Source organism: Allobosea caraganae, assembly GCF_003351345.1.
Classification (GTDB): Bacteria; Pseudomonadota; Alphaproteobacteria; order Rhizobiales; family Beijerinckiaceae; genus Allobosea; species Allobosea caraganae.
The window spans coordinates 70,462-84,433 of the sequence record NZ_QQTO01000037.1 but is presented as its reverse complement, the minus strand read 5'-3'; the positions used below and the strand labels follow the sequence as shown (position 1 = coordinate 84,433).

7 protein-coding genes are annotated in these 13,972 nt (G+C 69.8%); 4 read left to right on the top strand and 3 right to left on the bottom strand.

Annotated features, from left to right (window positions below; genetic code table 11):
- Nucleotides 1–306 precede the first annotated feature (306 nt).
- Nucleotides 307–2,367 (bottom strand): penicillin-binding protein 1C, encoded by a 2,061-nt coding sequence (pbpC, locus tag DWF00_RS24930; protein ID WP_425453186.1) that lies wholly within the window; start codon nt 2,365–2,367, stop codon nt 307–309.
- A 236-nt stretch (nt 2,368–2,603) separates the two neighbouring features.
- Complete coding sequence (locus DWF00_RS24925) at nt 2,604–7,871, bottom strand: alpha-2-macroglobulin family protein (protein WP_114831594.1); 5,268 nt, start codon at nt 7,869–7,871, stop codon at nt 2,604–2,606.
- A gap of 237 nt (nt 7,872–8,108) precedes the next feature.
- On the opposite strand from DWF00_RS24925, the gene DWF00_RS24920 reads away from it, so the two are divergent.
- The 4 genes from DWF00_RS24920 (at nt 8,109) to DWF00_RS24905 (ending at nt 12,899) form a co-directional block, all read left to right on the top strand.
- Nucleotides 8,109–9,572 carry a S1 family peptidase gene (locus DWF00_RS24920; protein ID WP_114831595.1) on the top strand — a complete coding sequence of 488 codons (1,464 nt, stop codon included), beginning with the start codon at nt 8,109–8,111 and terminating at the stop codon, nt 9,570–9,572.
- A 128-nt stretch (nt 9,573–9,700) separates the two neighbouring features.
- Nucleotides 9,701–10,696, top strand: coding sequence for a tripartite tricarboxylate transporter substrate binding protein (locus DWF00_RS24915; protein ID WP_114831596.1), 996 nt, complete (start codon nt 9,701–9,703; stop codon nt 10,694–10,696).
- Between the two features lie 201 nt (nt 10,697–10,897).
- Entirely contained in the window at nt 10,898–11,392 is a 495-nt protein-coding gene (locus DWF00_RS24910) for a tripartite tricarboxylate transporter TctB family protein (protein ID WP_245974289.1), read from the top strand.
- Nucleotides 11,393–11,396: 4 nt separating this feature from the next.
- Nucleotides 11,397–12,899 (top strand): tripartite tricarboxylate transporter permease, encoded by a 1,503-nt coding sequence (locus tag DWF00_RS24905; protein WP_114831597.1) that lies wholly within the window; start codon nt 11,397–11,399, stop codon nt 12,897–12,899.
- 164 nt (nt 12,900–13,063) lie between these two features.
- Here the strand turns inward: DWF00_RS24905 and DWF00_RS24900 are convergent, their stop codons facing one another.
- On the bottom strand, nt 13,064–13,807 hold the full coding sequence (locus DWF00_RS24900) for an enoyl-CoA hydratase-related protein (RefSeq protein ID WP_114831655.1): 744 nt from the start codon (nt 13,805–13,807) through the stop codon (nt 13,064–13,066).
- Nucleotides 13,808–13,972 lie beyond the last annotated feature (165 nt).

Sequence of the window (13,972 nt, the reverse complement as noted above, 5' to 3'; positions counted from 1 at the left end):
GCCTTGCGACGGTGCCGTCAATCACTCGGCTGCCCAGAGCGGTTTCCGATCAACTTGAACCGTCTTTGCGAGCGTAGCGAAGCAACTCAAGGGGGGCTCGCTCACCCGGTCCCTCTGGATTGCTTCGCTACGCTCGCAACGACGGGGAGCGCCGAAGCGATCCGATCGGGAACCGCTCTGGAGTGCGTGCCCCTTTGGAAAACGTTTGCCACGCTTTGACGTCGCAAAGACGTGGGTGCTCGGGACAAGCCCGAGCATGACGGCGGCGGAGCCCAGTCCCAGTCGAGACTGCTCTTTACCGCTCTTCTACTGCAGCCGCACCGAGACGCTCTCGCTCGCGCCGGTGCCGTCGATCACCGAAATCCGCACAAAGCCCTTGCCGCCGGGCTGCCAGGCGGCCTCGCGCCGGCGCAGCGGCGGGGTCACCGGCGTGCCGTCGACCAGCCAGGTATAGGGCGGGGCGCCGCCATCGACCTTGAGGTTGAGCTCGGCCTTGCCGTCCAGCGCGGAGGCGGCAAGGTCGATGCGGGCGCCTTCCGGTGGGAAGGCGAGCTTCAGGCCGGGCGTCGCCAGCGCGGCGAGCGTCTTCGGCACGTCCTGCCGGAGATGGCGCAACGGCGGCGGCAGGTTCGAGGTCGTGGCGACGATGGCGTTCGGCGGCTGCGGGAAGGGGCGCGGATCGAGGCCGAGCCGGGCGAAGGCGTCGAACAGGATCGGCGCCGCGACGGTGCGGCCGACCAGCCCCGGCACCGCGCCATTATCGGCCCGGCCGACCCAGACGCCGATCGTGTGCTTGCGGTCGAAGCCCACCGCCCAGGCATCGCGATAGCCGTAGGAGGTGCCGGTCTTGTAGGCGATGCGGCCGGGCATGGCGTTGAGCGGCGGCGGCGCGCCGAGCAAGGTGTCGGCGACATACCAGGCGGCGACGGGATCGACGAGGCGCGGGGCTTCGCCGGCCGGGTTCGTGCCGGGCTTGACCCGCAGCGGCAGCATCTCGCCGCCGCGGGCAAGGCCGACATAGAGCCGGGTCAGGTCCTGCAAGGTGATGCCCAGGCCGCCGAGGCCGACCGCGAGGCCGGGCGCGCCGCCCTCCTTCGGCATGGCGATGGTGGCGCCGGCATCGCGCAGCCGCGACAGGAAGCGCTGCGGGCCGAGCGCCGAGAGCAGCTCGACCGTCGGCACGTTGAGCGAGAGCTGCAGCGCCTTGCGGGCCGAGACCATGCCCTGGAAGCCGAGGTCGAAATTCTCGGGAACGTAAAGGCCGTAGCGGGCCGGCCGGTCCTCCAGCATCGTCTCGGGATGGGCGATGCCGTTATCGAAGGCGAGCGCGTAGATGAAGGGCTTCAGCGCCGAGCCGGGCGAGCGTAGCGCCCGCGTCAGGTCGAGCGCGCCGGCGCGCTCGGCGGCGAAATAATCGACGCCGCCGACCGAGGCGCGGATCTCGCCGGTGTCGTTGTCGACGGCGAGGATGGCGATCGAGACCTGCGGCGCCAGGCCGAGGCTGCGCTCGCGGGCGAGCTGTTCGAGATTGGCCTGAAGGCGGGCGTCGAGCGTGAGGCGATGGCTGCGGGCGGCGGGAGACTCGGCCACGACCTGCTCGGCGACGTGCGGGGCGAGCGATGGGAAGGGCTTGCGCGCGGTCGGGACCGGCTCCTCGCGGGCGGCGGCGACCTCGCCCCTGGTGGCGAGGCCGGCTGCCTCGACGCGGGCGAGCACGCGGTCGCGCGCCCTGCTCGCGGTCTCGGTGAAGCGGTCGGGGCGACGCTGCTCCGGCGCCTGCGGCAGCGCGACGAGCAGGGCCGCCTCGGCAGTCGAGAGCCGCTTCGGCTCCTTGCCGAAATAGGCGAAGCTCGCGGCGCGCACGCCCTCGAGATTGCCGCCGAAGGGCGCGAGCGTCAGGTAGAGGTCGAGGATCTCGCTCTTGCTGAAGCGGCGCTCGATCTCGACGGCGCGCACGGCCTGGCGCAGCTTGGCGGCGAGCGAGCGCTCCTCACGCGGTTCGAGCAGGCGGGCGACCTGCATGGTCAGCGTCGAGCCGCCGGAGACGACGCGGCCGCTCAGCAGCATCTGCCCGGCGGCGCGCAGCATGGCGGTGGGGTCGATGCCCCAGTGGCGGTCGAAGCGCTTGTCCTCGAAGGCCTTGAGCATGGCGAGATAGCGCGGATCGACATCCGCCTCGCCGACCGGGAGCTTCCAGCGCCCGTCGGCGGTGAGGAAGGGGCGCAGCAGCTTGCCGTCGCGGTCGAGCACCACGGTCGAGCGGTCGCGCGCGGCGGTAATGTCGAGCGGCGGGAGGGTGGAGGCGTAGTAGGTGAGGGCGCCGGCCGTGGTTGCGATCCCAAGTGTCGCGATGCCCAAGCTTCGCAGAGCCCATTTGCGGAAGGGCGCGCGCCTTCCTTCTCCCCTTGCGGGAGAAGGTGGCTCCGCGGAGCGGAGACGGATGAGGGGTCGCGCGACGCTTCCGAGCACTGAGCGCGAGACAAGACGCAAACGAGCAAGCACGGCGCGACCCCTCACCCCAACCCTCTCCCGCAGGGGGAGAGGGGGCTCGGCGGCGCCTGTCTCGTCGGGTTGCGTGCTCACGTCCGAGGTGCCTTATCCCCTTACCTCGCCGAAGCGATGTCGACCGTGCCGAACGCGGTCCGGCCGAAGCGATCGGGCCGGTACATGTCCTCGATCGCGGCGGCCGGGGCGACATAGCGGCCGGGCGAGACGGCCCGCACGATGTAGCCGATCGTGAAGACGCCCGGCTGGTTCGAGGAGCCGCTGCGCTCGAAGGCGGCGACATAACGGTCGTCGCGCGCCTCGGTATGGACCGGCGAGACCTTCTGCTCCAGCCAGGACAGCCCTTCAGTCGAGGCGCCCTCGGTCAGGTTGGCGTTCTCGATCTCGAGCCCGGCCGGCAGCGGGTCGACCAGCAGCAGGCGGCCGTAGCGGGCCGGGATCTCGGTCACGGTCAGCGCCACGACATAGCGCTCGTTCTGGCGCAGGCTGGCGGGATCGACCTTCTCGCCCTTCATCGAGTAGATCGTGCGCTCCAGGCCGAAGCCCTGGTTCAGCGCCGGCTCCGGCGTCGCCGGGATGCCGGAGACGGTGATCACGGCCTGGGCCGCGGCGGGGCCGGGATTGGCGATGACGAGCGGCTTGGCCTCCAGCGCCTCCTGCGAGAGCGTGCGGTAGAGCGCGCCCTTGCGCTCGGCGCCATCGACCGTGAGCGTCATGCCCTCGGCCTCCTTGGTCATGGCCTGGGCGGCCAGCACCATCCACATGTTCTCCTGCGTCGAGGTGTAGCGCGAGGCGTTGCGGGCGCCCTCGACGATGCTGGCGGCGCGGGTGATGTCGGCGCGCTCGCCATTGGCCTCGGCGATCAGCGCCAGCGTGCCGGTGCTGTCGCGCAGGCGCGAGCCGTAATCGGCGCGCGACAGGCCGTCGTCGCGGGTGTCCTGCAAGGTCGCGAGCGCGCTGGTGAAGGCGGCGCGGCCGCGGCCACGATCACCCAGCAGCGAGAGCGCCGCGCCGATCTGGGCGCGGGCCAGCGGCGAGGCGAAATCGGAGAGCTTGTTGTCGGCGAGGTAGCGCAAATCGCCCATCACCGGCCGGCCGTTGCGGGCGAGCACGTAGAGCGCATAGGCGATGCCGGAGGCCTCCTCCTTGTTGATGTCGGAGGTGTTGACGACCTGGTTGCGCAGCCGGTCGAGCGCCATGTTGAACGCCACCGTGGGGACGTTGAACTGGCGCTCGCGGGCCCGGGTCAGGAAGTCGACGACGAAGGAGTCGAGCCAGAGGTCGTCGCCGCCGACGCCCCAGAGGCCGAAGGAGCCGTTGCCACCCTGGCGGGCGAGCACGCGCTCGATCGCGCCGTTGACGCGCTCGTCGGCATTGGCGTCCAGCGCCAGGCTCTCCAGCGACGCCAGCCGGTTGACGTGGAGCAGCGGCAGGGCGCGGCTCACGGTTTGCTCGGTGCAGCCATAGGGATAGCGGTCGAGCGCCTTCAGGATCGCGGGAACGTCGAGCGAGGCGAAGGGCGAGATCGAGACCGAGACCTGACCGGAGCGCGGCACGAGATCGGCCATCAGGTCGGCCGAGACCGTGAGACCACCGCCATTGCCGGGGATCGGCCGGACGACGCGGCGCGCGATCGTGTTGGAGGAGGGCTGCACGCGCACGGCGAGGTTCTGCACGGTGCCGATGCCGTTCGGGCCGGTGACGCGGACGTCGAACTCGGCGCGGCCAAGGCCTGCGGCCGTGACGGGGATGGTGAGCTGCGTCTTCGCGCCGGTCGTCAGGTTGAACGAGCGCCGCGTCGCGTCGGCGGCGACGAGGACCGGGCCCTTGACGTCGAGATCGACGGTGTAGGTGCCGGGAGGCCCTTCGACATTGTCGATCTGGAGGTGGAAGCGCGACTGGTCGCCAATGGCGAGGAAGCGCGGCAGCGTCGCCTGCGCGACGATCTGGTCGCGGATGACGACGTCGGCGCTGGCCTGGCCGGTGCGGCCGGCCGACCAGGCGACGGCCATGACGCGGACTGCGCCATTGAAGGCGGGCAGCTCGAAATCGACCTTGGCCATGCCGTCCGGCCCGACCTTGACCACGCCGGAATAGCGCGCCAGCGGCTCCTGCGTCGGCGCCTCGCCCTTGACCGCCGCCGCGCCGTCGCCGCCGGAGCGGATGGCGCCGCGGACGCCCTGCATGCCGTCGATCAGGTAGCCATAGAGGTCGCGCAGCTCGTGGCCGAGCTGGCGCTGGCCGAAGAAGTACTTGCTCGGATCCGGGCTCTCGTAGCGGGTCAGGTTGAGGATGCCGATATCGACGGCGGCGACGGTGACGAAAGCCTCCTCGCCGGAGCGCGCGCCGGTGACCTTGACCGGCAGCGACAGCGTCGTGAGTGGTCGCACGAGCTGGGGCGCGCCGAGGTCGATCGCGAGCGTGCGCTGCTCCTTGCCGATCGAGAACCAGGACAGGCCGATGGCGCGGCCGGGCAGGCGGTTGGCGGCAGCGTCCATCGGCCGGTGGGCGAGCGCGACGAGATAGGCGCTGGCGCCCCATTCGGCCTTGACCGGGATCGAAGCCGTGGTGCCGTCGGCGGCGATGTCGATGGTGCGGATCTCGGCGACGCGGTCGCTGATCACGGCGAGCGTCGCCTTGCCGGCGAAGCGCGGCGAGAGCCGGACCTGCATGGTCTCGCCGATGCCGTAGGAGGCCTTGTCGAGCGCGACGTCGAGCACGTCGGGCGTCTCGGCGGTCTTGTCGCTCTCATAGCCGACGCTGAAGGAGACGCTGGTCTCGGTCGCGTCCGAGCCGGTCGAGACGACGTCGAGCCGGTAATTGCCCCATTGCACGGGCGCGCTGATGTTCGCAGCCGCGGTCTCGCTGGTGGCGATCTCGCCATCGGCGACGCGGCGGGTCGTCTTGACGCCCTCATAGTTCCAGCGGCCGTCCTTGAAGAACCACTGGTAGTTGCGCGTGACCTTGGAGAGCGTCCACTTGACGCCCTGGCGACTGAGGCGGCGGCCGTCGCCATTGGCCATGATCACGTCGAAACTGGCATTCTGGCCATTGCCGAGCATGCCGTCGTCGAAGAGCTTCTTGACGCCGATGGCGGCGCCCTTGGGCACGATCGGCAAGGTGACGGAGCGGGCGATGGCGCGCCCGCCGGGCTCGCCGACGCGCAAGGTGATCTCGACCTCGAGCGGGCGGTTGACGTCGGGCTGCTGGACGGCGGCTGAGACCAGCGCCTTGCCCTGGGCGTCGGTGGTCGAGCTCTCCTCCAGATCGGCCTGGACCGACTCGAAATCCTCGTCGGTGAGGCCGACCTGGTAGCCGTCGAAGCCGGGAATGGCCGATTGGGCGGCGGCGCGGATCGTGGTCGAGCCGTTGACGTCGAGCTCGGAGCCCGGCGCGCCATAGAGATAGCGCGCGGTCAGGTCGATCTCGGCCGGCTCGCCGGCCTGGAGCAGCGGCGTCTTCGGCGCGAGCGTCAGCTCCAGCCGCTCGGGGACGTAATCCTCGACGAGGAAGGAGGTCTCGCCGATGACCGAGCCCTTCGGATCGGCATAGGCCTGGACGCGCCAGGTGCCGGTCTGGGCGCCCGAGAGCAGCGGGATGGAATAGGCGCGGCCGCCGGCGCCCTGGTCCTCGACCTGGCGGCGGCGGTATTCGACGCCGTCGGGGCGCTTGACCACCAGGGTCAGCGGCAGGCCGGTCACGGCGGCGCTCCTGGCGTCGCGCAGCAGGCTGGTGAGGTAGACGGTCTCGCCGGAGCGGTAGACGCCGCGCTCGGTATAGAGATAGGCGTCGAGGCCGTCCGGGGCGACGCGGCCCTTGACGCCGCGGTCGGAGAGGTCGAAGGCCGTCTGCTTCAGGTCGAGGAAGCCATAATCATCGCCGGCGAGCGCGGTGACGAGGCCGGGCGCATTGCCGCCCTGGCCCTTGGCGAGGCCGGCATCGAAGCGGGCATAGCCGTTGGCGTCGGAGCGGGCGGTGGCGAGAATCTCGTTGTTGCGGGCGACGAGGCGCAGCTCGACATTGGCGACGGGAGACGCATTGGCGAGCGAGCGGACGAGGACGTGCACGCCGTCGGGACCGGAGAAGCTGGTCAGGCCGAGATCGGAGACGACGAACCATTGCGTCGCGCGGGTGGTGCCGTCGTAGTCGCTGTCGCCATCGTCCGAGGCCTGCGTCGCCTGGCCGCCCGAGGGCTTGGCGAACATCACGTAGACGCCGGGCTGGAGCTGGCCGACGGCCTCCAGCACCGGGAAGGCGGTGATGACGTCCTTGTTCAGCTCGGACTTCACCTCCATCGAGCCTTTCCAGACGCTCTGACCCTTGTCGGAGGCGATCTGGCCCGCGCTGTAGCCGCCGAGCTGGGTCAGGAAGTCGTCGGAATGGACCGAGTTGATCAGGTTGCGGTCGCCGATGCGCATGACCTCGAGGTCGAGCCTGCCGGAATTGACCGAGACGACCGGGATGCCCTGCTGGCCGGTGCGCGGCAGCACGTAGTTCTTGCCGGTGAAGCGCACGGACGGGGTGCGGTCGCGGACATAGACCTCGTAATCGGCTGATTTCAGCAGGATCTCGTCGGGGATCGCCGAGGGCACGCCCTGGCGAATGACGAAAGCGTAGCGCTCGCCATGCCTGAGGCCGTCGACGCAGATCTGGCGCTCCTCGGCGCTGACGGCGAAATCGCCCTTGCCACCGGAGATGGCGACGTAGGGAGCAAAGTCGACGCGGCCGCGGGCGAGCGGCTCGGAGAAGACGAAGCAGGCGCGGGGCGAGGCGGCGTCGGCATCGACCTTGTTGGAGAGCAGGCGGAAGCCGCGCTTCTCGCGCAGGCTCTCATAGGAGGCGCGGAGCTGGGCGTTGTCCTGCAGGTCGAGGCTGAGGCGATAGGTGGTGAGCGCCGGGCGCCAGAGCTCGTTCTTCTCGAAGGTGCGGGCGAGCACGGCCAGCGAGGCAGCCTCGTCGTTGCGGTTGGCCGAGCGCTGATAGGCGAGGTAGGCCGCCGTGGTGGCGCGCTCGCGCAGGTCCCAGCGCTCGCGATAGTCGCGGGGCTCGATCGCGTTGGCGGCGCGGGCCATCAGGCGCCAGCCGGCTGAATTGTTCGGGTCGGCGACGACGGCGGCGTTGGCCTGAGGCAGGGCGGCGCGGGCGTCGCCGCGGGCCATGGCTGCCTCGCCGTCGCGGAGCGAGAGCGCGGCCGGCCGGGCGCCGGTGGAGACGTCGCGCTTCAGCCGCTCTTCCAGCCTCTGGCCGTCGGCGGCGAGGTCGGTGCGGACATAGGCCTTCTGGGAGAGGGCGGGCTGTGCGAGCGCAGGCGTCGTTGCAGAGAGGGCGAGACCGAAGAGCAGCGCGATCCGGGTGAGAAAGGTCATAGTGGTCCCCTTCGGTCAGTCAGGTAGCCTATTCTCGGAGCGCCGCGCGTCGCCTGCATGACGCCCCGAGTTCGCCGGCAGGCTATCGTGTCCCGCTGCAAGGTGAAAGGTCGGTATCGGACGTTGTGTGCGCGTCATCACAGTTGTTTACGTCTGCGCAGTTGCAGAGGCGGCGCAGTTGACGCTCAATGCGGCGACCCGTTTTAGGACGATCTTTTGCCGGGCCGGAGAAGACAAATGGCGAATGCGCTCAGTTTCCGTTCGCGCCGCGGGCCGATGTGGTTTGCCGGCTTTGGACTGGCCATGCCGCTGCTTGTCGCGAGCCTGCTCTCTGCCGCCGCGCAGGCTCCGGCTCCGGCCGCACCCGCGCCGAACCCGCAGATGGTCGCGGCACAGTCGGCGTTCGATGCGCTGCCCGAGGCCGAGCGCCGGGCGATCCAGACCGACCTGATCTGGGCCGGGGCCTTCAATGGCGCGGTGAGCGGCTCGTTCGGGCCGCTCACCTTCCGCGGCATCAACACGATCAAGGCGGCGACGCGCGGTGCGCCGGACGGCATCCTCAATCCGGTCGAGCGCCGGGCCCTGGCGCAGCGCGCCGCGGCGGCGCGCGATGCCGCCGGCTTCCGGCTGATCGCCGACGAGCGCACCGGCGCGCGAATCGGCATCCCCAGCAAGCTCTTGCCGAAGCGCGACGTCTCGCCTAATGGCGGGCGCTGGCAGAGCGAGGATGGCCGCGTCACGCTCGACACCAGCACGACGCCGCCCGGTGGCGACACCCTCGACATCCTGTTCGAGCGGGCGACCAGCGCCGTGGTGCAGGGCCGCAAGATCACCTACAAGCTGCTGCGGCCGGATTTCTTCGTCATCACCGGCGAGACCGCGACCGGCAAGTTCTATCGCCGGCTTTCCTCCGGCCCGGCCGGGCTGCGCGGCTTCTCGATCGGCTACGACAAGGCGCTGACGCCGGTGGTCGATCCGATGGTCATCGCCATCGCCGCGAGCTTCGAGCCCTTCCCGACCGGCCCGATGCCGGCGGCTGCCCCGGCTGTCGCCAGCGCTTCCGGAGCGACGCCCGCGCCGGGTTCTCAACCCGCTGTTCCACCGCCCGTGGCCCGTGCGACCGAGCGTTACGGCGCCGGGCTGATCGTCGGCGACAGGCTGGTGCTGACCGCGACGGCCGCGATCGACCCATGCAAGGCGCTCAGGGTCGGCGGGCGCGCCGCGAAGCTGCGCGCCAAGGACGATGCGAGCGGGCTGGCGCTGCTGGATGTGGACGGCATCTCCGGAGCTGCGCCGGGCCTGCGCGGCGAGGCGCTGGGCGAGCAGGCCGGGCTCGTGCTCGTCGCCTACGGCAATACTGGCGGCCAGCGCGCGGCAATGGCGCTGCCGGGGCAGGGCGTGAAGGTCGGCTCGGGCGCGGCCGTGTTCGCGCCGCTGCAGCCGGGTCAGGTCGGCAGCCCGGCCTTCGACCGGCAGGGCAGGCTCGCCGGGCTGGTGACCGCCGACCCTTCGGACAAGTTCCTGGTCGCGGGCGTCGCGCCGCAGCGCGCCTATGCCGTCGCCGATGGCGCGGCGATCGGGCCCTTCCTGAGCAAGGCCGGCGTGACGCTGCCGACGGCCGCGGCTGCCGTCGAGCTCAGCACCGGCGCAGTCGTCGACAAGGCCGGCAAGGCCGTGCTGCAAATTGTATGCACGCTGTGAGCTAAGCCCAAAAGCGCAGTTGTCTCTGCAACGACAATCGGTTCAGATAGCGCCGGACCACAAGGGCGCCCCGCCAGAAGCGGAGAAGCTCCCGTACCTAAATCGATTTATCCGGGAGGTATGCAAGAATGTCTGGAATCATCACCCGACGTAACGTCCTGAAGGGCGCGGCTGCGGCCGGCGCTGCCGGACTCATCGCCAAGCCGGCCCTCGGCCAGGCGCAATATCCGTCCCGCCCCCTGACCATGGTTTGCCCCTGGGGCGCGGGCGGCGGCACTGACGCGACGGCGCGCATCGTCGCGCAGCTGCTCGAGAAGGACCTTGGCCAGCCGGTCAACGTCGTCAACCGCACCGGCGGCTCGGGCGTGGTCGGCCACTCGGCCATCGCGACCGCGGCGCCGGACGGCTACAATATCGGCATGCTGACGGTCGAGATCTCGATGATGCATCATCAGGGCCTCACCGACCTGACGCCGGCGAGCTACGTGCCGCTGGCGCTGATGAACGAGGACCCGCCGGGCGTGCAGGTCTCGTCTTCGAGCCCGCACAAGGACATCAAGGCGCTGGCCGCTGCGATCAAGGCCGCGCCTCCCGGCAAGCTCAAGGCGTCCGGCACCGGCCAGGGCGGCATCTGGCACCTCGCGCTGGTCGGCTGGCTCGTCGCCATGGGCCTGAAGCCGGACCATGTCGCCTGGGTGCCGTCGAACGGCGCTGCTCCCGGCATGCAGGACCTCGCGGCCGGCGGCATCGACATCGTCACCTGCTCGGTGCCCGAGGCGCGCGCCATGATCGACGCGGGCAAGGCGAAGTCGCTCGCCATCATGGCGACGGAGCGCAACCCGCAGTTCAAGGAGGTGCCGACGCTGAACGAGTCGCTCGGCATCCACTACTCGGTCGGCGCCTGGCGCGGCATCGCCGGCCCGAAGGGCCTGCCGGCCGATATCCAGGCCAAGCTCGCGGGCTCGCTGAAGAAGGCCTTCGAGTCGAAAGACTACCAGGACTTCATGAATTCGCGCGGCTTCGGCATGAAATACGCCGACCGGGCTGATTTCGGAAAGTTCATGGACGAGGGCGACAAGGCCATGGCCTCCGCGATGAAGGCCGCCGGCCTCGCCAAGGCCTGATCCGGTTCGCCCATGACAAGGCGAGGTACCCCGCCTTGTCCACCCCGCCCCCGGTCATCCCGGACAAGCCGCGAAGCGGCGCCGCTCCGGGATCCATCATAAAGCTCCGGAGCTCTACGATGGATCCCGGGCCGACCTGCGGTCGCCCGGGATGACGGGAAGCGGGTCATCTTCGTTTTCTATGCACTAAGAGAGCTTGCCGTGACGCCACTCGCCGATCGCATCTCCGGTTCCGCCATTGCGATGCTCGGGGCCGCAGCATTTTTCTACGGGTCGAAACTGCCGCCGGTGCCTGGCCAGCAGGTCGGTCCTTCCGCTTTCCCGATGGTCGTCGGCACCGGGCTGCTGGTTTGCGGCGCGCTGATCGTGCTCGGCATCGGCCGCCATTTCGAGGAGGTCGCCGAGGCCGACGTGGTCAGCCACTCGGCGCCTGAGGAGTTCGCGCCGCTGCCGGCCTGGCGCTCCTGGCTCGCTTTGCTGCCGCCGGCCCTGCTGATGTTCTACGCTCTCGCCTCGGAACCGCTCGGCTTCCTGCCGACGGCGGCGATCATGGTGCTGGTCGCCTCGACCGCCTTCGGCGCCAAGCCCAAGCTCTCGGTGCCGCTCGCGCTCATCGCGCCCTTCGTCATCAACCTGATCTTCCTGAAGCTGCTGCGGGTGCCTTTGCCCGACGGCCTGCTGCCGTTCCCGTGGTGAGCCGATGAACACGATCATCCAGGCCTTCGGCCTCGTCTTCGCCCCGGACGTCCTCATCGCCATCTTCGCCTCGGCGATCTACGGCCTCGTCGTCGGCTCGCTGCCCGGCCTCTCCGCCACGATGGCCACCGCGCTGCTCGTGCCCGTCACCTTCTACCTCTCGCCGATCGCGGCTGTGGCGACGATCATCACGGCGTCGGCGATGGCGATCTTCTCCGGCGACATCCCGGGCTGCCTGCTGCGCATTCCCGGCACGCCGGCCTCGGCCGCCTATACCGACGAAGCCTATGCGATGACCCGCAAGGGCCAGGCCGAGACGGCGCTCGGCATCTGCCTCTGGTTCTCGGCGCTCGGCGGCATCGCCGGCACCTTGTCGCTGATGATCCTGGCGCCGGTCCTGGCCGAGTTCGCGCTCTCGTTCTCGACCTATGAGAACTTCTGGCTGGCCATGCTCGGCCTGATGTGCGCGACGCTGGTGGCGCGCTCCTCGCCGATCAAGGCGATCGCCTCGATGCTGCTCGGGCTGCTGATCACCTGCATCGGCATCGACAATCCCGGCGGCGTGGCACGCTTCACCTTCGGCACGACCGATCTTCTCGGCGGCATCGAGCCGATCCCGGCTCTCGTCGGCGTGTTCGCGCTGGCCGAGGTGATGCGGGCCCTGACCGAGCGCGAGCCGCCGAAGCTGGAGCACCGCAGGCTCGGCAGCATCCTCAAGGGCCAGATCGAGCTCACCAAGCAATATCCGAAGCAGCAGGTGCGCGGGAACATCGTCGGCATCATCATCGGCGTGCTGCCGGGCGCCGGCGCCGACATGGCGGCCTGGGTCAGCTACGCGATGTCGAAGCGCTTCTCGAAGACGCCGGAGAAGTTCGGCACCGGCCATCCGGAAGGGCTGATCGAGGCTGGCGCCTCGAACAATGCCTCGCTCGCCTCGGGCTGGGTGCCGGCGCTGCTCTTCGGCATCCCCGGCGACACGATCACTGCGATCGCGATCGGCGTGCTCTACATGAAGGGGCTCAACCCCGGCCCGACCCTGTTCAGCGAACAGGCATCGAGCATGTACGCGCTCTACATCATCTTCATCCTCGGCAACATCATCATGATCCCGCTCGGCATCGTCATGATCCGGCTGGCGAGCCGCGTCGTCGGCGCGCCGCGCTCGGCGGTGATGCCGGTGATCATGATCTTCTGCGCGGTCGGTGCCTTCGCCACGGCGGGCAACAACCTGTTCGCGGTCTGGTGCGTCGCGCTGTTCGGCCTGTTCGGCTTCGTGATGGAGAAGAACGGCTATCCGGTCGCGGCGCTGGTGCTCGGCATCGTCATGGGCACGATGGTGGAGCAGAGCTTCGTGACCTCGCTGATCAAGTCGGACGGCTCGGTCCTGCCGTTCTTCAGCCGGCCGGTCTCCTCGGTGCTGGCGGCGATGACCTTTGCCGCGCTGCTCTGGCCGGTGTTCAGCTGGACGATGCAGAAGCTGCGCGGGCAGCGGGTGGCGGCGGCGTAGGGCAGTTTCCCGGCAAGGCCGTCATTGCGAGGAGCGCAGCGACGAAGCAATCCAGGGGGACGTAGAGCGAGCCCCCTGGATTGCTTCGCTACGCTCGCAATGACGGTGGAAGCGCTGGCGAGCGCCGTGTCTCTCCATCTTCCGCGAAGGGGGCGGCTCTTATCTCAGCGTTTGTTGAGGAAGGCGGCGAAGATGGCCTGCGCCTCGTCCGAGAGGCGGCGCTCGGCGAAGTGCTTGGCCTCGACTGCGATCGTCTCCGCCACGGTCGCGGCATTGCCGCGCTTGAGCAGCATCTTGGTCAGCGCCACCGACTGCGGCGGCAGGGCGGCCAGCGCGCTCGCCCGCTCCAGCGCCTTGACGAGTGCGCCGCCCTCCTCGGTGACGGCGTTGACGATGCCGGCCTCCAGCGCCTGCTCGGGGCCGAAGGGCTCGCCCAGCATCAGCAACTCGGCGGCGCGCTTGGTGCCGGCGATCAGCGGCAGCAGGTAGCTCGACGCGCCCTCCGGGCAGAGCCCGAGCGCGACGAAGGGCACGCGGAAGGTCGCGCCGCGCCCGGCATAGGCGAGGTCGCAATGCAGCAGCATCGTCGTGCCGATGCCGACGGCATAGCCCTCTACCGCGGCGACGATCGGCTTGGCCGTGGTCGAGATCGTGTTCAGGAAGGTGATGGCGATGCTCGGCCCGTCGCCGGACGAGGCCTGGAAGCTCTTGATGTCGGCGCCGCTGGAGAAGCAGCCGGCCGCGCCGGTCAGCACGATGGCCTTGACCGACGGATCGGCATCGGCAGCCTTCAGCGCCTCGATCAGCCCGGCATAGGTCGCGGCATCGAGCGCGTTGCGGCGGTCCGGCCGGTTGATCGTGATCTGGGTGACGCCGGGCGCGGCAGTCTCGGTCAGAACGGTGGTCATGCTGTGATTGTCCTTGGCTGAACTATTCTTGATGCCAGAAGCATCATGAAACCGGCCCGAGGCAAGATCGAACTTCGCGCTTGCCATCTCGCGCGGATGCGCCCGCCGCGTCGCGCCCGGCATCTGTGCCGTCGCGGCAAGGCTTCTGGTTGCGGGGTGCAACGC